At 69.9% G+C, this 19,008-nt stretch carries 12 protein-coding genes and 3 pseudogenes (1 of these 15 running past the window's edge); 6 read left to right on the plus strand and 9 right to left on the minus strand.

The genetic code is table 11. The annotated features are described in order from the left end of the window. Window positions 1-309, plus strand: partial view of a hypothetical protein gene (locus DK389_RS17255; RefSeq protein WP_335645475.1) — the 3' portion only. Its footprint begins 303 nt before the window's first position; only the last 309 of its 612 coding nucleotides appear in the window; its start codon lies beyond the left edge, outside the window; the stop codon is at window positions 307-309. Window positions 310-423: 114 nt separating this feature from the next. Here the strand turns inward: DK389_RS17255 and DK389_RS17260 are convergent, their stop codons facing one another. From DK389_RS17260 to DK389_RS17280, 5 genes and pseudogenes are all read right to left on the minus strand, one after another. Further along, a complete protein-coding gene (locus DK389_RS17260; RefSeq protein ID WP_109891396.1) occupies window positions 424-1,446 on the minus strand; it encodes a DUF4167 domain-containing protein in 1,023 nt (340 codons plus the stop codon). Between the two features lie 418 nt (window positions 1,447-1,864). After that, window positions 1,865-2,771: pseudogene (prmC, locus tag DK389_RS17265) on the minus strand (peptide chain release factor N(5)-glutamine methyltransferase). Window positions 2,772-2,779: 8 nt separating this feature from the next. Further along, window positions 2,780-3,865, minus strand: a complete 1,086-nt coding sequence (gene prfA / locus DK389_RS17270; protein WP_109891398.1) for a peptide chain release factor 1 — start codon at window positions 3,863-3,865, stop codon at window positions 2,780-2,782. 191 nt (window positions 3,866-4,056) lie between these two features. Next, entirely contained in the window at window positions 4,057-6,321 is a 2,265-nt protein-coding gene (ptsP, locus tag DK389_RS17275) for a phosphoenolpyruvate--protein phosphotransferase (protein WP_109891400.1), read from the minus strand. A 74-nt stretch (window positions 6,322-6,395) separates the two neighbouring features. Further along, entirely contained in the window at window positions 6,396-7,631 is a 1,236-nt protein-coding gene (locus DK389_RS17280; RefSeq protein ID WP_109891402.1) for an aspartate kinase, read from the minus strand. Between the two features lie 171 nt (window positions 7,632-7,802). On the opposite strand from DK389_RS17280, the gene ubiG reads away from it, so the two are divergent. The 3 genes from ubiG to DK389_RS17295 are packed head-to-tail and all read left to right on the plus strand — an operon-like array spanning window position 7,803 to window position 10,205. Next, window positions 7,803-8,549, plus strand: a complete 747-nt coding sequence (gene ubiG, locus DK389_RS17285; protein WP_109891404.1) for a bifunctional 2-polyprenyl-6-hydroxyphenol methylase/3-demethylubiquinol 3-O-methyltransferase UbiG — start codon at window positions 7,803-7,805, stop codon at window positions 8,547-8,549. Between the two features lie 48 nt (window positions 8,550-8,597). Then, window positions 8,598-9,170 (plus strand): YbhB/YbcL family Raf kinase inhibitor-like protein, encoded by a 573-nt coding sequence (locus tag DK389_RS17290; RefSeq protein WP_109891406.1) that lies wholly within the window; start codon window positions 8,598-8,600, stop codon window positions 9,168-9,170. A gap of 60 nt (window positions 9,171-9,230) precedes the next feature. Beyond that, window positions 9,231-10,205 (plus strand): NADPH:quinone oxidoreductase family protein, encoded by a 975-nt coding sequence (locus DK389_RS17295; RefSeq protein WP_109891408.1) that lies wholly within the window; start codon window positions 9,231-9,233, stop codon window positions 10,203-10,205. A gap of 13 nt (window positions 10,206-10,218) precedes the next feature. On the opposite strand, the gene DK389_RS17300 is transcribed toward DK389_RS17295, so the two are convergent. From DK389_RS17300 to DK389_RS17315, 3 genes are all read right to left on the minus strand, one after another. Then, complete coding sequence (locus DK389_RS17300; RefSeq protein WP_109891410.1) at window positions 10,219-11,232, minus strand: adenosine kinase; 1,014 nt, start codon at window positions 11,230-11,232, stop codon at window positions 10,219-10,221. Window positions 11,233-11,582: 350 nt separating this feature from the next. Then, complete coding sequence (locus DK389_RS17310; protein WP_236960993.1) at window positions 11,583-11,852, minus strand: hypothetical protein; 270 nt, start codon at window positions 11,850-11,852, stop codon at window positions 11,583-11,585. Between the two features lie 88 nt (window positions 11,853-11,940). Further along, the gene (locus DK389_RS17315; protein WP_109891416.1) at window positions 11,941-12,870 is read right to left on the minus strand and encodes a protein-methionine-sulfoxide reductase heme-binding subunit MsrQ; all 930 of its coding nucleotides are present in this window, start codon (window positions 12,868-12,870) and stop codon (window positions 11,941-11,943) included. A gap of 321 nt (window positions 12,871-13,191) precedes the next feature. Between DK389_RS17315 and ligA the strand changes: the two genes are divergently transcribed. Continuing rightward, a complete protein-coding gene (gene ligA / locus DK389_RS17320; RefSeq protein ID WP_418292064.1) occupies window positions 13,192-15,570 on the plus strand; it encodes an NAD-dependent DNA ligase LigA in 2,379 nt (792 codons plus the stop codon). Between the two features lie 83 nt (window positions 15,571-15,653). After that, window positions 15,654-16,570, plus strand: a pseudogene (locus DK389_RS35290) (3'-5' exonuclease). Window positions 16,571-16,727: 157 nt separating this feature from the next. Here the strand turns inward: DK389_RS35290 and DK389_RS17330 are convergent. Beyond that, a pseudogene (locus DK389_RS17330) lies at window positions 16,728-18,934 on the minus strand (3-hydroxyacyl-CoA dehydrogenase NAD-binding domain-containing protein). Window positions 18,935-19,008: the final 74 nt, after the last annotated feature.

Raw genomic sequence — 19,008 nt, forward strand, 5'->3', positions numbered from 1 at the left:
CTCGACTGGTACGACAGCCGAGGACGGCCGGGGCCGCCCGACCTCGCACGGAGCATCGTGGCCGCGCATGTCGACGCGTTGACCCGAACGCAGGCCCGGGTCTGCCTCGTCACGGATGTCGTGGAACGCGAGCTCGGCCGGGCGGGGTGCGAGACCGATCGCCTCGATCTCCTGCATGGCCTCAAATTGCCGCCTTCGGACAGGGTTTGGGATTGGGATCTCGCGCCGTTCGGAGAGACCGAGCCCGGCCGACGCCTCGTCCATCGCGTGCAGGCCTATCCGGATTGGCACCGGGCGTTGCGTATCTGACCCGATCGCTGTCCCGCGGGCGCAGCAGGTCCTGAAAACGACGAGAGCCGCCTCCGGATCGAAGGCGGCTCTCGCGACGATCTACCGTCCGGCGTCCGATCGCGCCGGCTCCGCTCACTCGGCCGAAGACTCGGCGGGAGCGGCCGTCTCGGCACCGCCCTCGGCGCCTTCCGCTCCCTCGAAGCGCGTCCGGCGACGGCGGCGCGGCTTGGCAGCCGCGCGGGGCGCCTCCTCGGCAGCCTCGGGCACGGATTCCGCCGCATGCGGCAGGCCACCGTTCGCCGGCGCCTCAGGGGTGGGCTCGGCCGGGGCAGGCGCGCGGGTCGGATTTACCAAGAAGGCCGGAAGCGCGCTCTGCTCCTCGGGGGCGCTGCGTGCACTCTCGTCCCGGCGCCGCTCGCGACGCGACGGGCCCTCGCTTGGACGCTGGAAGTCCTGGCGCGGCGAATCCGGGCGGACCGGCTCCGGCCGCTGATACTCACCGCGGCCGTTCTCAAAGCGGTTCTCGCGGGGCTGCTCCTGCCGGCCGTAATCCTGCCGTGGCTGCTCGGAGCGGCCGTAATCCTGGCGATGCTCCTGACGATTGTCTTGCCGGCCCTCTTGCCGGTTGTCCTGCCGCTGGTTGTCGAAGCGGGGATTGTCGAAGCGCTGGCGGTCACCACGGTTCTGGAAGCGCTCGCGGCGATCGTTGCGGTTCTGGCGGTTGTCCTGCTGGCGCAGATCCTGCCCGTTCTCCTGGCGCATCTCGTAGGGCTGAGGCTGCTGGCCGGGATCACCGTAATCGTCGCCGTACTGGGCGTAGCCCTGGCCGTTCTGGCCCTGGCCGCCGTGGCCCTGCTGCATGCCGTCGTCGTCGCCGTCCTCGATCTCGTCGTCGTAGGGCTGACGGGCGTAGCCGAGACCGGCCGCCGGGCGATTCTGCTCCTGGGCGCCGGAGATGATCCGGAAATAGTGCTCGCCGTGCTGGAAGTAGTTCTCGGCCGCGACCGGATCACCGGCCGCGAGCGCGTCACGCGCGAGTTGGGCGTACTTGTCCGCGATGTGCTGGGCCGTGCCGCGGATCTTCACGTCGGGACCATTGGATTCGTACGACCGCGTCAGGGGATTGGGGCCCTTCGGGCGGTTGCGGCCACGCATCCGTCTATTCTGGTTTGGTCTCATCGGTCTCGATTGACCCTCGTTCGTGCGAAAAGCGTGTCTGTTGATCCGGCTGTCTGCAGCAAAATCCGGTCCGAACCGGTCCGTCGACGGGCGCGACCCGTCGCAGATGATCCGTGATTCGCTTGCCGTGCTGGCCGTCCGTCCCGTCCAATCGGGGCCTACGCTTGCGTCCGAGACGCCGTTCGATTGTCAGGTTCGAATGCCACCGAGCCGCGCCGCGACACTTGAAACGCGCCTGCTCGATGGTGGGGAGATCTGGAACAGCTCGGCGGGAGGGATCGTCGCCAACCTTACCGCTGCCCGACTTAACGGACCGTTCGCGATCTACACCCCGGACAGTAACGGCTCGATCCGGGCACAACAAGCTTTTTTTCATGCGAAAGCGATGATGGGCCTAGGATTTTCGCCGCGGATCGCTTTCCGGGAGGCGGCGCAAGACCACGACCCGTCCATGTCCTGCGAGATCGTATCGGATTGCGGCGTCTTCAAGACCTGAGGCCCTTCCGAGGGTGCGGACGGCCTCCGCCTGATCGTGGCCGACCTCGAAGCAGAGCGCTCCGCCTGCACGCAGCAGGTTGCCATCCGTGACATCCATGAGGATGCGACGATAGGCGTCGAGGCCGTCCGCGCCGCCATCGAGGGCGGCCGCGGGATCGTGCAGGCGCACCTCAGGGGAGAGGTGGGGGATTATCCCACTCGCGATGTAGGGCGGGTTCGAGACGATCAGGTCAAAGCGACCGCGCAGGCTCGCGCACCAATCTCCGCCCACGAAGGCGGCGCGCGCGCCGACGCCGTTCAGCCCGGCATTCTCCCGAGCCGTCCGCAGGGCGCCCGGCGACCGGTCGAGGCCGACACCTTGCGCGCTCGGTCGCTCGGTCAGAAGCGCCACGAGGAGGCAGCCGGAGCCCGTGCCGAGATCGAGGATCCGCCAGGGAGCGGAGCGGTCGGGGAGGGACGTCAGCCCGGCCTCGACGAGCGTCTCGGTGTCGGGGCGCGGCACCAGCGTCTCGCGGAGAGAGCCGGAACGGCAGCCCCCAGAATTCCCAGGCGCCCAGGATGCGCGCGACCGGCTCGCCGGACAGGCGCCGTACCAGGGCAGCATCAAGGCGGGCCGCACCGTCCGCGCCGATCGGCTCGCCGCCTTCCGTGGCAAGTTGCAGCGTCGACAGCCCGAGCACGTCGAGAACGAGGAAGCGCGCGTCGCTGCCCGCGGCCTCGATGCCGGCGAGAAGGAGTGCCTTCTCGGTGAGCCGAAGAGCGGCCCGCCGCGACAGGTCCGGCGCGAGATGGAGCCGGTCCACCGGCCGTCTCAGGCCATGCCCTCGGCCGCGAGCAGCTCGGCCTGATGTTCCGTGACGAGGGCGTCGACCAGCTCGTCGAGGGCGGTGCCGTCGAGCACTTCGTTGAGCTTATAGAGGGTGAGGTTGATGCGGTGATCCGTCACACGGGCCTGCGGGAAGTTGTAGGTGCGGATGCGTTCCGACCGATCGCCCGAGCCGACCTGCGCCTTGCGGTCGGCAGCGCGAGCCGCGTCCTTGGCAGTCCGCTCGGCGTCGAACAACCTGGCACGGAGCAGCGCCATCGCCCGGGCGCGGTTCTTGTGCTGCGAGCGCTCCTCCTGGACGAAGACCACGATGCCGCTCGGGACGTGGGTGATGCGGATCGCCGATTCGGTCTTGTTCACGTGCTGTCCGCCGGCGCCCTGGGCCCGCATCGTGTCGATCTTCAGGTCGGATTCGTTGACCACGATGTCGACGTCCTCGGCCTCGGGCAGAACCGCGACGGTGGCGGCCGAGGTGTGGATGCGTCCCTGCGTCTCGGTCTCGGGAACGCGCTGGACGCGATGGGCTCCGCTCTCGAACTTGAGGCGGGCGAAGACGCCGCGTCCCTTCACCTCGGCCACGATCTCGCGGTAGCCGCCGACGGTGCCCTCACTCTCCGAGATCACCTCGACCTTCCAGCCCTTGGACTCGGCATATTTCGCGTACATGCGGAAGAGGTCGCCCGCGAAGAGGGCAGCCTCGTCGCCGCCGGTCCCGGCGCGCACCTCCAGGATGGCGCTCTTCTCGTCGGCCGAGTCCTTCGGCAGCAGCATGAGCTGCAAGGCCCGGTGAGCGGCCTCCAGCGCGCCCTCGGCCTCCGGCTTCTCATCCGCCGCGAGCGCCCGCATCTCGGGATCGCTGCCGGGCTCCTCGATCAGCGCCTCGACGCCCCTCAGGTTCGCGTCGGCCGCCCGGTAGACGCGGATCGCCGCGACGACGGGGTCGAGCTCGGCGAGCTCGCGGGAGAGCTGCACGAAGGTGTCGGCGTCGGCCGAGCCCGCGCTGAGCGTGGCGGTGGCGATGTCGTGACGAGCCAGGATCGCGTCGAGGCGCTCGGGAGGAAATGGGGTCATCGCCCGGATGATACTCTCGCCTGCAATGGGACAACTGACGGCAACCGCATCGTGCACGGCGTGCCCTGAAATCGGTCGGCGCCGAGGCGACGCGGATGCGAACCGACGATGCGCGGGGGGAAGTATCCCCGCGGAACTCCCCGCGCTGCCTCCGGGCCGTGGCGCCGGAGCGGGAGATCCGCGGGGTGCCTCTAGATAGGCACGCCGTGTGCCTTGGCGAAGGCCGCCAGCGCCGGCCGCAGGCTCTCGCCGTCACCGCTGCGGGTGAGTTCCGCATCGATCATCGCGCCGACGGCGGCGGCATCCATGCTGAGCACCATTGCCTTCACGGGGCCGATGGCGGCCGGCGACATCGAGAGGTCGCGGAAACCGAGGCCGATTAGCGCCATGGCCTCGAGGGGCCGTCCGCCGATCTCGCCGCAGACGGTGACGGGGCAGCCCGCGGCGTTGGCCCGTTCGGCGATGAGGCGGAAGGCCCTGAGGGCGGGCGCGCTCAACGGATCGAACCGGTCGGCGACGCGCCGGTTCTCTCGGTCCACGGCGAAGAGAAATTGCATCAGGTCGTTCGAGCCGACCGAGAGGAAGTCCGCGTGGCTGGTCAGCGCGTCGAGCTGGAACAGAAGCGAGGGCACCTCGATCATCGCGCCGAGGCGGCAATCGCTCGGCAGGGGATGCCCGTGGCGGCGCAGATGCGCCTTCTCGCGGTCGACGATCGCCTTGGCGCGGACGAACTCGTCCACCGTCGCGACCATCGGGAACATGATCTTGAGGGGGCGCCCGCCCGAGGCTTTCAGGAGCGCGCGCAACTGCACGCGCAGGAGGGCCGGCCGGTCGAGGCCGATGCGGATGGCGCGCCAGCCGAGCGCCGGGTTCTCCTCCTCCAGCTTCGGCATGTAGGGAAGGATCTTGTCGCCGCCGATGTCGAGAGTCCGGATCGTCACCGGCTTGTCGCCGGTCGCGGCGAACACCGCCTCGTAGAGATTCTGCTGCTCGACCGCGGAAGGCATCCGCTCGGCCACCATGAACTGCAATTCGGTGCGGAACAGGCCGATGCCCTCGGCGCCGGTCTCCTGCAGGTGCGCCAAGTCGACGAGGAGGCCCGCGTTGAGGTGAAGGCCGATGCGCACGCCGTCGCGGGTGACGGCGGGAACGTCGCGCAACGCCCGGTACTGCTCCTGCCGCCGGGCGCGCAGGCGCACCATCTCGGCATAGGACGCCTCGATCTCCGGGCTCGGGCGGACATGGATCTCGCCCCCCACCCCGTCAACGATGATGGCGTCCGCGGAATCGCAGAGAGCGGTCGCGTTCGCGACCTCGCCGACGGCCGGGATGCCCAGCGCGCGGGCCACGATGGCGATGTGGCTCGTCGGGCCGCCTTCTTCCAAGACGACGCCGCGCAGGCGCGTGCGGTCGTAGTCGAGGAGCGCGGCAGGTCCCATCGAGCGGGCGACGAGAATCGCGTTCTCGGGAAGCAGATCCGCGCCCTCGGCCGATTGCGCGCCGATGAGCTGACGCAGCAGGCGGTTGGCGAGATCGTCGAGGTCGTGCAGTCGGTCGCGCAGGTACGGATCGCTCTGTCGCAGCATCCGCGCCCGGTTGTCGGACTGGACGCGCTCGACCGCGGCTTCCGCCGTCAGGCCCGAGAGGACCGCCTCGCGCATCCGGCGCAGCCAGCCCTTGTCGTGCGCGAACATGCGCACGGTCTCCAGTACCTCCCGGGATTCGCCCGTGCCGATCGAGTCGCCGCGCTCCACGAGGTCGTCGATGGCCGAGCGGACCTCGCCGATCGCCGCATCCAGCCGCTCGACCTCGCGCTCGACATTCTCGGCGATCAGCGTCTTCACGATGATGCGAGGCTCGTGCAGCACCACGTGGCCGAGGCCGATCCCCTCGGCGAGGGCGACGCCGCGCTGGCTCACGGGGCGGCGGGCGGCCGGGCCGGTGCCCGGCGCGAGGCTCTGCAATTCGCCCGAGGCGATCATCTCCGCCAGCACCATCGCGGTGGTCTGGAGAGCCTCGATCTCCTCCTCGGAATAGACCCGGTAGGTCTTGTTCTGGACCACCAGCACGCCGAGGGTGTTCCCGGCCCGCAGCAGCGGTACGCCGAGGAAGGCGTGGTAGGCCTCTTCCCCCGTCTCCGGCCGGTACGAGAAGGCGGGATGCGACTGCGCGTCCGACAGCGAGAGCGGCTCGGCCGTGCGCGCGATCAGGCCGACGAGGCCCTCGTCCGCGCGGAGGCGGGTGAGGTGCACGGCCTCGCGGTTGAGGCCCTCGGTGGCGAAGAGTTCGAGGATGTTGTCGTCGCGCAGGACGTAGACCGAGCAGACCTCGGCCACGACGTTGGCGGCGATGAGGACGACGATGCGGTCGAGGCGTGCCTGAGCGCTGACCGGCTCCGCCATCGCTTCGCGGAGGCGGCGCAGCAGCAGGCGCGGGCCTCCAGGCGCAGCGGGCATCGTCTCGTCAATCCAACCTGGCGGCCGGTGCAACCTTGACGCCACTCGGGCGCCAGCCGCACCAGCGCGGAGGTTCAGGCCTGATCGAGGCCGTATAGCGAGTGGAGCGTGCGAACGGCAAGCTCCGTATAGGCCGCGTCGATGAGGACCGAGAACTTAATCTCAGATGTGGTGATGGCGCGGATGTTGATGCCCTTCTGGGCGAGCGCCCGGAACGCCTTGGCGGCGACGCCCGCGTGGCTGCGCATGCCGACGCCGATGGCCGAGACCTTCACCACGTCGGTCGCGCCCTCGATCTGGCCGTAGCCGATCGTGTCGCGCTGGCTGTCGAGGATGGTGCGGGTGCGCTCGTAATCGGCCTCCGGCACCGTGAAGGTCATGTCCGTCGTCGACTGGTCGCCCGACACGGTCTGGATGATCATGTCGACGTTGATGTTGGCGTCCGCCAGCGGGCCGAAGATGGCGGCGGCGACGCCGGGGCTGTCCTTGACCGCCCGGAGCGTGATCTGCGCCTCGTCCTTCGCGAAGGCGATGCCGGTGATGATCTGCTGTTCCACGATGTCGTCCTCGTCGCAGATGAGGGTGCCGGGGCGGGCGGCGTCCGGCGGGTCGAAGCTCGACCGCACCGTGGTCGGCACGCGATGCACCATGGCGAGTTCCACGGAGCGGACCTGCAGCACCTTGGCGCCGAGTGAGGCCATCTCCAGCATTTCCTCGAAGGTCACGCGTTCCATGCGCTTGGCCTTCGGCACGATCCGGGGGTCGGTGGTGTAGACGCCGTCGACGTCGGTGTAGATGTCGCAGCGCTCCGCGCCGATGGCGGCCGCCACCGCGACCGCGCTGGTATCCGAGCCGCCGCGTCCGAGCGTGGTGATGCGGCCGGTCTCCGGGTGGATGCCCTGGAAGCCGGAGATCACCGCGACCTCGCCGCGCTTGAAGCCGGCATCGAGGTTGGCCCCGTCGATCCTGGCGATGCGGGCCGATCCGTGAGCCTCCGAGGTCTCGATCGGGATTTGCCAGCCTTGCCAGGAGCGCGCCTTGATGCCGTCCTTGCGGAGCGCGACGGCCAGAAGGCCGGACGTCACCTGCTCGCCCGAGGCGACGACGGTGTCGTATTCCGCTTCATCGTAGAGGGTGTTGGCATCCTTCACCCAGCCGACGAGCTCGTTGGTCTTGCCGGACATGGCCGAGACCACGACGGCCACGTCGTAGCCGGCGGCGACCTCGCGGGCGACGTGGCGCGCCACGTTGCGGATCCGGTCGACGGTGGCGACGGAGGTGCCGCCGAATTTCATCACCAAACGGGGCATGTCGCGTCCGCGTCGATTCTTTTCGGGCCTGTCCGGGAGCGCCAGGCGGCGCACGTCCGAGTGCCCGGGCCGCTTTGCGGCTGTACCGGGCCGGGCTTCGGCGGGTACAAGGGGTGCACCCACCTGTCAATCAGAAGCCCGGTTTCCGGGCGCCGATGTCCCGCGGAGCCGATGCCCGTTTCCCAAGCCTCCTCCATCGATCGCGACGAGGTCGCGCGCTTCGACGCCCTCGCGGCCACGTGGTGGGACGAGCGCGGGCCGATGCGCGTGCTGCACCGGTTCAACCCGGTCCGCCTCGCCTATATCCGCGACGCCGCATGCCGCCATTTCGGGCGCGATCCGGGCGCACCCTTCGCCCTTGACGGCCTGAGCATCGTCGATGTCGGCTGCGGCGGCGGAGTCCTCTCGGAGCCGCTGGCCCGCCTCGGCGCCCGCGTGAGCGGCCTCGATCCGGCCGCCGCGAATATCCGGGTCGCCCGGGCGCATGCGGAGAGCGAGGGCGTGCCCGTCGACTATCGATCTGAGACGATCGAGGCGGTGGTGGATTCCGGCGAGCGCTTCGACATCGTGCTCGCCATGGAGGTGGTCGAGCACGTCGTCGACATGCCGGTCTTCGTGCGGAAGGCGGCCGAGGGCGTGAAGCCCGGCGGCCTGATGTTCGCCGCCACGATCAACCGGACCATGCGTTCCTTCGCGCTCGCCATCGTCGGGGCGGAATACGTCCTGCGCTGGCTGCCGAAGGGCACGCACGATTGGGAGAAGTTCGTCACGCCGGCCGAGCTGAGCCGGGCCGTCGAGGCGGGCGGCCTCGTCGTCACCGACACGACCGGCGTCGTCTACAACCCGCTCGGCGACACCTGGCGGGCGAGCCGGGATACGGGGGTCAACTACATGATCGCGGCCGAGCGGCCGGCCTGAACCCCAGGCGTCGCCCCTCGTTGACGCCGGCAGGCAGAGGAGGCGTCGATGCTCGAGAAGATTCCGCACGCGGTCGGCGAGGCCCTCTCCGGCCTCAAGGCCGGCCTGGAGAAGACGGCCTACCACGCGGCGTTCGGCGACGTGCCGGCCTCGATCAGCGTCACCAGCAAAGCCTTCGCGGATGGGGCGGCGATGCCCGCCCGCTTCACGGCGGACGGGACCAAGGTCTCGCCGCCGCTCGCCTGGACGGGGGTGCCCCACGGCGCGCACAGCGTCGCAATCCTCGCCGAGGACGCGGACAGCCCGACACCGAATCCCCTCGTCCACCTCATCGTCTGGAACCTCGCGGGCGCGGACGATGCGCTGCCCGAGGGGGGGATCGCGAGCCCCGGCGGCCCCGGAGCGCATCTCAACCTCGGCCGGAACAGCTTCCTGAAGGACCAGTACCTGCCGCCCGATCCGCCGAACGGGCACGGGCCGCACCGCTATGTCTTCCAGGTCTACGCGCTCGACCGCACCCTCGATCTCGAAGCGTCACCGGGGCGCACCGCGCTCCTCGACGCCATGCGGGGCCACGTCCTCGCCAAGGGACAATTGACCGGGACCTACGCGCGAGGCTGAGGTCCGCTTGCTGCGCGCCCCCGATTCCGGCAAGCACGGCCGGACCGGCGGAGACGCGCGATGAAAGCCTTGCTGTGCACACGCCTCGGGGGGCCCGAGGATCTCGTGATCGAGACGCTGCCGGATCCCGAACCCGGGCCGGGCGAGGCTCTGGTGCGGGTGACGGCCGCCGCGCTCAATTTCTTCGACACGCTGATCATCGCCGGCCGCTATCAGGTGAAGCCGGACCTGCCGTTCTCGCCCAGCGGAGAGGCCTGCGGCGTCGTCGAGGCCCTAGGCCCGGACGTCGCGGGCTTCTCGGTCGGCGACCGGGTGATCGTTCACGTCAAGTTCGGCACGGCCCGCGAGCGCGTCGCCGTCGCCGTGCGCCATCTCACCCGCGTGCCGCAGGGGGTCTCCGACGCGCAGGCGGCGGGGCTCACCATCACCTACGGCACCTCGCTTCACGCGTTGCGGGACCGGGCGAATCTCCGGCCGGGCGAGACGCTCGCGGTACTCGGCGCCTCGGGCGGGGTGGGCCTCGCCGCGGTCGAGCTCGGCGCGGTGCTCGGCGCTCGGGTGATCGCCTGTGCCTCGTCCGACGAGAAGCTCGCAGTCGCCCGCGCGCACGGGGCGCACGAGACGCTGGTCTACAAGCCGGAGACCCTGCGCGACGACCTCAAGGCGCTGACGGGGGGAGAGGGCGTCGACGTGGTCTACGACGCGGTCGGCGACGCCTACGCGGAGCCGGCCCTGCGGGCGCTCGCCTGGAAGGGCCGCTTTCTCGTCGTCGGCTTCGCGGCCGGGGAGATCCCGCGCCTGCCGCTCAACCTCGTGCTCCTGAAGGGCATCGACGTGCTCGGCGTGCATTGGGGCGTCTTCGTCGAGCGCGAGCCTGAGGCGCATCAGGCAAACCAGCGCCAGCTTCTCGACTGGGTCGCCGAAGGTCGCCTCACCGCGAAGGTGCACGGTGTCTATCCGCTTGAGGATTACGCGGAGGCGCTCGGTATCCTCAAGCGGCGAGAGGCGGTGGGCAAGGTCCTGCTGCGGCCCTGAAGCCCGGCCGCCGTCAGAGCAGGCCCCGCTCGCTGGCGAGCGCGACCAGATCGGATTGCGGACGCGCGCCGATGTGCTGGATCACCTCCGCGGCGGCCAGCGCCCCGAGGCGGGCGCTCGTCACGTAATCGAGGCCGCGGGCATGACCGGCGAGGAAGCCTGCCGCGAAAAGGTCGCCCGCGCCCGTCGAATCGACCACTTCGCGCACCGGCGCGACGCCGACGCTGCGGATCTCGCCACCCTTCACGACGACCGAGCCTTCCTCCGAGCGGGTGACGAGGCCGAGAAGGTGCCGCCCGTGATTGTCGCGCTCGTCGCGCAGCGCCCGGATCGCCGCCTCGGCGTCCTCGGTCTCGTAGAGGCTCTTCAGCTCGCCGATGTTGGCGAACAGGATGTCGATGCTGCCGTCGCGGATCAGGCCGAGAAATTCCTCGCGGTAGCGCCCGACGCAGAAGGCGTCGGAGAGCGTCAGCGCCACGGCGTGGCCGGCATTGTGGGCGATCTTGACGGCCTTGCGGAACGCGTCCTTCGCCGCCGGCGGATCCCAGAGGTAGCCTTCGAGGTATGTGACGCGCGCGCTCGCCACCAGCGCCTCGTCGACGTCGGCCGGCGAGAGGCCCTGGCAGGCGCCGAGGTAGGTGTTCATCGTGCGCTCGCCGTCGGGCGTCACCAAGACGAAGCAGCGGGCGGTGGCGGGCCCGTCCGTGGCGGCCGGGACCCTGAACCGGACGCCGGTCGCCTTGAGATCATGCGCGAACAGGCCGCCGAGCTCGTCGTCGCGGACCTTGCCGACGAAGCCGGTCTTCGCGCCGAGCAGCGCTGCGCCGACCGCGGTGTTCGCACCCGACCCGCCGGAGACGATGGTGGCCGGGCCCATGACCGAGAACAGGTCCTCCGCCCTCGCCTCGTCGATGAGCTGCATGGCGCCCTTGTGCACGCCCTGCTCGGACAGGAACGCGTCGTCCGTGCGCGCAATGACGTCGACGATGGCGTTGCCGAGGACGAGGAGATCGAGGGATTCGGTCATGCGGGCATCCTGCGCAGGCGGTCGGGAAGCGTGGGCGCGCTGTCGCACCCGTGCAGGCAAGGGTCAAGCCGCGAGCGGGGAACGTCGAGGCTCAGACGTCTGCGGGGCAGGCCCAGGGCGCTCAGTGCATCACTGAGAGCGATCTGCACCCGAAACCTTGTACGCGCGTGCCGAGCCCGCTGCGGGAACTTCGCGTGCATCTCGCCACCGATCAGTTCGTAACGACGTGGCCGATCCGCCGACCACGCGAGGAACTCGTCCAGGGACATCCTCGGCTGCGGGGAGGCGCGCAGGTTCGACGGCGTAGCGCGACCTGAAAATGCGACGCAGGACGCGCGGGCGGCCGACGCCTATTGCAGTGTCTTCACCTCGCACTGGGCGTAATCCGCGCTCGCCTTGACGTAGGCGTTGAGCTTCTGGACGTAGACCTCGGCGAGCGGCCGGAACGCTTGCGCCTGCGCGTTGTAGGCCTTCACCGCGTCATTGTAGCTGTAGGCCTCCCAGCCGGGACAGCCGCCCTTGGCGTCGAGGCACGCGGGCTTCTCCGGCAGCGGCGGCTTGGCCGGCTTCGATTCCGGAGGCGGGGGCTCGGGTCGCGTGCAGGCGGCCCGGGCGCCCATTGTCAGGGCGAGCAGGACCAGGAGGCTACCGAGAACTGCGCGCATCCGTCATGGTCCTCGCTGGCCGCGGCGACCGTGAGCTTGTCGGCTATCCCATCCCGCGCGGCAAGCGGCGCGGATCACTCAGCTGGCACGACGCGCGATGGCGCGTGTGCCGGACGCCCTCGGGTGGACCCGGTCGAGGGTGACCCCGAACGAGGTTGACGAGGGGTAGGGCGAGCCCCGCGGCCAGCACCCACCAGGCGGGGCGGATCACGTAGGAGAAGTCGAGGTTGGCGCCTAGCACCATGCTCGCCGGCACGCCGCTCTTCAGCCCGTACCACGCCGCCTCGAGGAGGGCGGTGGCGAGCGCCGAGACGAAAGCGAGGCCGATGAGCGGCACGGGGCGCGTCGGGAGCTGGAACCGCTGCATCAGGCGCCAGCCCATCAGCAGCAGGAACAGGCCGGTCCAGAAAACCGGATCCGAGACGTCGATCTTCGATTGCAGGAAGTAGTGGAACAGACCGAGCGCCGTGATCCCGTAGACGATCCGGTGGAGCCGGTTCCAGCCCTGTCCCATCCGGCGGATCATCGCGTCCGTCGAGGTGATTCCCAGCGCGATTAGGCCGATCAGCGCCACGAACCCGATCGTCAGGTAGAACCGGAGCGCGATCTCCGACACGACCTTCGTCAGGATGAAGTTCTGATCGACGACGTAGAGAGCGAGGTGGATCAACGCATAGGCGAGGGCGGTCAGCCCCAGCATCCGCCGCAGGTTGATCAGCTTCGGCCAGTTGGCGATCCGGCGCAGCGGCGTCACAGCGAGCGAGAGCAGTAGGAAGCGGATGCACCACTCGCCGGTGCCGTGCAGGAGCGCCGTGATCGGCTTCGCGCCGAGGGCATCCAGCGCGTAGGCGGCGGCAAGGTAGATCCCGGGCACGAGCGCGGACACGAAGACGGCGAGCTTCAGCCAGGAGAGGCGGCCGGCGCGGTCGCGCCAGGGCCGGGGCAGCGCTGAGGGGAGCGAGTGTGCAGGCATCGACAGATGGATTCGGGGATCCGGCTTGGCAGGGTGACGGCGCGAGCGCGAGGCGAAGTCTCGGTGCCGATGTCTCACGCGAACGCGGACGCACGATGGCACGGGGGAGTTCCCGTGCTGGGCCATTCGCCGCGGGGCCGCCGCGGTTACAGGGGACCCAAATCCGTCCCCGATATTCTCCTCCGGACCGCGTCGCCTCCGCCGCGCCATTGGGCTAGGTTTCGCCCCCCACACGCCATCGACAACGGATACGCACTGCGCTCCATGGCCGCTCGACACGCCTCACAGGACAGGATCCTCGGTGCCGATGCGATCGAGGCGATGACCGAGGCGGAGGCGAGAGCCCGCCACGAAGCCCTCTCCGCCGAGATCGCGGAGGCCGACGAGGCCTATCACGGTGCCGACGCTCCGATCATCACGGATGCCGCGTACGACGCTCTCCGCCGCCAACTGGAGACGATCGAGGCGCGCTTTCCCGATCTCGCCGGCACCGGCGCCGCCAGCGCGTCGGTCGGCGCGAAACCCTCGGAGAAATTCGCGAAGGTGCGGCACGCGGTGCCGATGCTGTCGCTGGGCAACGCCTTCGCCGACGAGGAGGTCGAGGAATTCGTCGCCCGCGTCCGGCGCTTCCTGAACCGGCCGGAGGGTGAGCCGCTCGCCTTTACCGCCGAGCCGAAGATCGACGGCCTGTCGCTCTCTCTGCGCTACGAGCGCGGCCGCCTCGTCACGGCGGCGACCCGCGGCGACGGCGAAGTCGGCGAGAACGTCACGGCGAACGCGCGCACCGTCCAGGACATTCCGGAGACGCTGAGCGGCGCGGACGTTCCGGAGATCTGCGAGGTTCGCGGTGAGGTCTATCTCAGCCACGCGGACTTCGCCGCCATCAATGCCCGCCAGGAGGTAGCGGGCAAGCCGCTCTTCGCCAATCCGCGCAACGCCGCCGCAGGCTCGCTGCGCCAGCTCGATCCGGGGATCACAGCCTCGCGGCCGCTGCGGTTCTTCGCTTATGCCTGGGGCGAGGTCCTGCCGTCCTTCGAGGGCACGCAGGGCGGGGTCATCGAGCGGTTTCGCGCCTGGGGATTGCCCGTCAACCCGCGGACCGCGCTCTGCGACGGCGCGGCGGAGATGCTCGCGCATTACCGGGCGATCGAGGAGGCGCGGCCCGACCTCGGCTACGACATCGACGGCGTCGTCTACAAGGTGAACGACCTCGGATTGCAGCGACGGCTCGGCTTCGTCTCGCGGGCGCCCCGCTGGGCGCTCGCGCACAAGTTCGCGGCCGAGACAGCCTTCACGGTGGTCGATGGGATCGAGATCAATGTCGGGCGCACGGGCTCGCTGAACCCGCTCGCCAAGCTCCGCCCCGTCACGGTCGGCGGCGTCGTGGTGTCGAACGCGACGCTCCACAACGAGGGCTACGTGCAGGGCGTCGGGGGTGACGGCGAGCCGATCCGCGACGGACGCGACATCCGTGTCGGCGACACGGTCGTGGTGCAGCGCGCGGGCGACGTCATCCCGAAGGTGATGGATGTCGTCATCGAGAAGCGGCCCGCGGATTCGACACCCTACGCCTTCCCGACCGCCTGCCCCGCCTGCGGAAGCCGGGCGGTGCGCGAGACGAACCCCCGCACGGGCAAGCTCGACGCGGTGCGCCGCTGCACCGGCGGCCTGATCTGCCCGGCCCAGAGTGTCGAGCGACTGAAGCACTTCGTCTCGCGCAACGCCTTCGACATCGAGGGTTTCGGCGAGACCTATATCGAGGTGCTGTTCGAGGCGGGCGTCGTGCGCCAGCCGGCGGACCTGTTCCGCCTCGATTTCGAGCGTCTGAAGGCCGCCATCGTGGCCCGGCGCGCGGCGCTCTCGGCGGAGCGCCGAGCGGCCGGCGAGGCGCCGAAGAAGGTCGCGAAGAAAAAGGGCGAGGACGAGGACAGGGCGATCAAGAACCTCGTCGCGGCGGTCGAGGCCCGTCGAAACCTGCCCATGAACCGGTTCCTGTTCGCCCTCGGCATCCCCCAGATCGGGGAATCGACGGCGAAGGCGCTCGCCAAGCGCTTCGCCGACATGCCGGCCCTGCTGGCGGCCTTGCGCGCCGCCGCCGACGCGCAGGCGGGGCCAGACTGGATCGAAATCTCGACGGTCCCGCGGATCGGCCCGACCACCCGCGATCGGCTCCTCCAAGTGGAAGCCGCCGACAGCGCGGAGGGAGTGCGGGCTCGCCTCACGGCCACCCAGCACGAGAGCCTGACGGCCCATTATGGGAGCCTGGAGTCGGCGGAGGCGGCGCTCGCGCGAGCCGCCGCGCAGCAGCCGGGGGAGGCGTACCACCTCTTTGCCGACGACGGCGAGATCGGGCCGGTGGCGACCGATTCGCTGATCCAGTTCTTCTCCGAGCCTCACAACGACGCGGCGGTGCGGGCGCTCCTCGCGGAGGTCGCGGTCGAGCCGATGCAGGCGGCGGGCGCCTCGGCGCTCTTCGCGGGTAAGACGGTGGTTTTCACGGGGTCGTTGGAGCGGATGACCCGCAACGAGGCCAAGGCCACGGCCGAGCGCCTCGGCGCCAAGGTCGCGGGCTCCGTCTCGGCCAAGACTGACCTCGTCGTGGCGGGTCCCGGTGCCGGCTCGAAGCTGAAGGATGCCGAGAAGCACAAGGTGCGCGTCGTCTCCGAGGACGAGTGGCTGGCGATGGTGGAGAGCGCCTGAGGCAGCGACGCCACTACGTCGATCTGCCGCGTCGATGCCTTCCCGGTTGCGCGGCGAGTCCCCGACACCCTATCGTCGGTTGCATGATCTGCCTGGCGATCGACTTCGAGACGGCGAACGAGCGGCGCGACAGCGCCTGCGCGGTCGGTCTCGCCTGGATCGAGCAGGGCCGCGTGGTGCGGCGCGCATCGCGGCTGATCCGGCCGCCGGAGCTGCGCTTCTCGCCCGGCAACATCCGCGTCCACGGTATTTTGCCTGCCGACGTGCGGGACAAGCCCGCCTTTCCGGACGTGATGGCGGAATTCCTGCCCGATCTCGAGCGCGGCCTGATCCTCGCCCACAACGCGCCCTTCGACATGGGCGTGCTGCGCGCTTCCCTTGCCGCTCACGGCCTGCCGGTCCCGGCTTTCTCCTATCTCTGCACGCTGCAGATCGCCCGGCAGGTTTTTCCGGATCCGGCAGGATGCGGCTTGGGTAAGGTGGCGGCGCGCCTGGGCATCCGCTTCGAGCACCACGATGCGGGCGAGGACGCCTTCGCCTGCGCCGAGATCGCGCTCGCGGCCGTGCGCCAGACGGGGCAGGGGATGTCGCCGGCCTGACGCGCGTGCTGCCGCTGCAGGTGACCCGGCTCGCGCCCGGGCCCGACCGGCCGCGCGCGGCACAGCCGGCGCGCGATGGCGTTGCCGGCCGCGCTCTCTTCGCGGCGCGGCGCGCGCAGAAGGCTCCGGACGCGATCCGCTTCATGATCCGCGGCAGCACCGGCAACCGCTATGAGGTGGAGCTCGAGGAGCGCCCGTTCGGCTTCTACCTGCGCTGTTCCTGCATGGCCGGCCGCAACCGGCGCCGCTGCCGGCACGTCGACGCGATGGTGGACGGGGACGTGACGGACCTGATCTCGGCGAATGTCGCCGACGTCGAGCGCCTGCGCCTCCTGATCGAGGGGGCCCCGACAGGCCACCGAATCGAGCCTAAACGGGTCGGGCGCGTACAGGCGGCCTGAGGCTGGGCGAGCAGCGAACGGTGGTCGCACGGACGGCGCGACCCTCTCCCGTTCGGGAGAGGGTCGGGATCACGGATGCGACCGGTCCGGAAAGGTCGCATCCGCCAAACGGTCGGCTCACGCAAACTCAGACCTCGCAAGTTGCGAGGTCGCTCCCTCACGCCGCCTGCCGGGCCGCCTCGCCATAGAAGGTGCCACCGGTCTCGGCCATGCGCAGGAGGTTGTCCGGCACGCCGAAGCGGGGGCCGTGCTTGGCCTCCAGGCCGCGGGCGAGATCTACGAAGGCTCTCGTGCCCATGAAGTCGATGTAGGACAGCGTGCCACCGGTGAACGGCGCGAAGCCGAATCCGAGGATCGAGCCCACATCCGCCTCGCGCGGGTCCGTCACCACGCCCTCGCCGACGGTGCGGGCCGCCTCCAGCGCCTGCACCACGAGGAGGCGGTGCTTCAGCTCCTGCACGTCGACCGAGTCCGGGTCGAGGCGGGCCGGCTGCAGATCCTGGAGGCCCGGCCAGAGACGCTTCGGCGCGCCCTCGGGATAGTCGTAGAACCCCTTCTTGTTCTTGCGGCCGAGACGGCCGTGAGTCTCGACGAGAGCGGTGAGGAGCTTCATCTGGCCGGAATCGACCGCATCCGGCCCGAGCTGCGCCTCGGTGGCCCGCGCGATCTTGAGGCCGAGGTCGAGCGCCACTTCATCGTTCAGTGAGAGCGGGCCGACCGGCATGCCCGCCATGCGCCCGGCTGCCTCGATCATGGCAGGCGGCACGCCCTCGAGCAGCATCTTGTGGCCTTCGAGGACGTAGGCGAGCACGCAGCGATTGGCGAAGAAGCCGCGGGAATCGTTTACGACGATCGGCGTCTTCTTGATCGCCCGCACGTAGTCGAGCGCGGTCGCCACCGCCCGGTCGCCCGTGGTGCCCCCCGGATGATCTCCACGAGCATCATCTTCTCGACCGGCGAGAAGAAGTGGATGCCGACGAACTGGTCTGGCCGCTGCGAAGCCTTGGCCAATCCCGTGATCGGCAGGGTTGACGTGTTCGAGGCGAAGATCACGTCAGGGCCGATCACGGCCTCGACCTTGCCGATCACCTCGGCCTTCACCTTCGGATCCTCGAACACGGCCTCGATCACGAGGTCGCACGCCTTCAGGTCCGCGTAATCGGCGGTGGCATGGATGCGGGCCAGCAGCGCTTCGCGGTCCGCACTCTTGGCGCGGCCCTTGTTGATCTGGTTCGTCACGAGCGTGTGAGCGTAGGCCTTGCCCTTCTCGGCGGCCTCGATCGACTGGTCGACCAGCACGACCTCCATGCCGGCATTGGCCGAGACATAGGCGACGCCAGCACCCATGAAGCCCGCGCCCACGACGCCCACCCGCTTGATGGCGCTCGGCGCCACGTCCTTCGGCCGGCGCGCACCCTTGTTCAACTCGCCCATCGAGATGAACAGGGTGCGGATCATCGCAGCCGCCTCCTTGGTCCGGAGGATGTTGGCGAAGTGCCGGCTCTCGACCTTGAGGGCGAGGTCCATCGGCAGCTGAAGGCCCTCGTAGACGGCGGTCAGGATCGCCTTGGCGGCCGGGTAATTGTCGTGCGTCTCGCGGCGGTAGATCGCGTTGGCCGGCGGCCAGATCATCATGCCGGCGGGCGAGTAGACCTTGCCCGAGGGCGCCTTGAACTTGGGCACGTCCCAGGGCGCGACCGCCGAGCCGCCGGCTTTGATCCACTCCTTCGCCTTGGCGACGATCTCGTCCTTCGGGGCGACCGCGTGGGCGAGGCCCATGTTGCGGGCCATCAGCGGGCGAATCTGCTCGCCCTTGAACAGCATCTGCAGGGCATCGCCCGTCTGCATCAGGCGGCCCACGCGCTGCGTGCCGCCGGCGCCGGGGAAGAGCCCGACCTTGATCTCGGGCAGGCCGACGCGGGTCCTGTCATCGTCGGAGAGAACCCGGTGGTGGCAGGCCAGCGCCAGCTCGAAGGCGCCGCCGAGGCAGACGCCGGCGATGGCCGCCGCGAACGGCTTCCCGCAGGTTTCGAGCTTCCGATAGAGCAGGCTGAGCCGGCGGGATTCTTCGAAGAAGGCGCGCATCGCGGCCTCCTCGCCCTGCTCGGCCTTCAGGCGCTCGTACTCGCGGCCGAGGCCCTGCAGCATGGTCAGGTCGGCGCCGCCCGAAAAATTGTCCTTGCCCGAGGTGATGACGCAGCCCTTGATCGACGCGTCACCCGCGACCGCGTCGACGATCTGCGCGAGCTCGTCCATCACCTCTGGGGTGATGACGTTCATCGAGCGGCCGGGCATGTCCCAGGTGGCCAGCGCGATGCCGTCGGCGTCGGCGTCGGTCTCGAAGCGGAAATTCGTGAGATTCATCGCTGATCCTCGGGTTGGCATCGGCGAGGCGGCTCGCCTGACCGGATCGTTCGGGCCGTCCCGCTCGGGACGGG

This window comes from Methylobacterium durans, from assembly GCF_003173715.1.
Taxonomy (GTDB): Bacteria; Pseudomonadota; Alphaproteobacteria; order Rhizobiales; family Beijerinckiaceae; genus Methylobacterium; species Methylobacterium durans.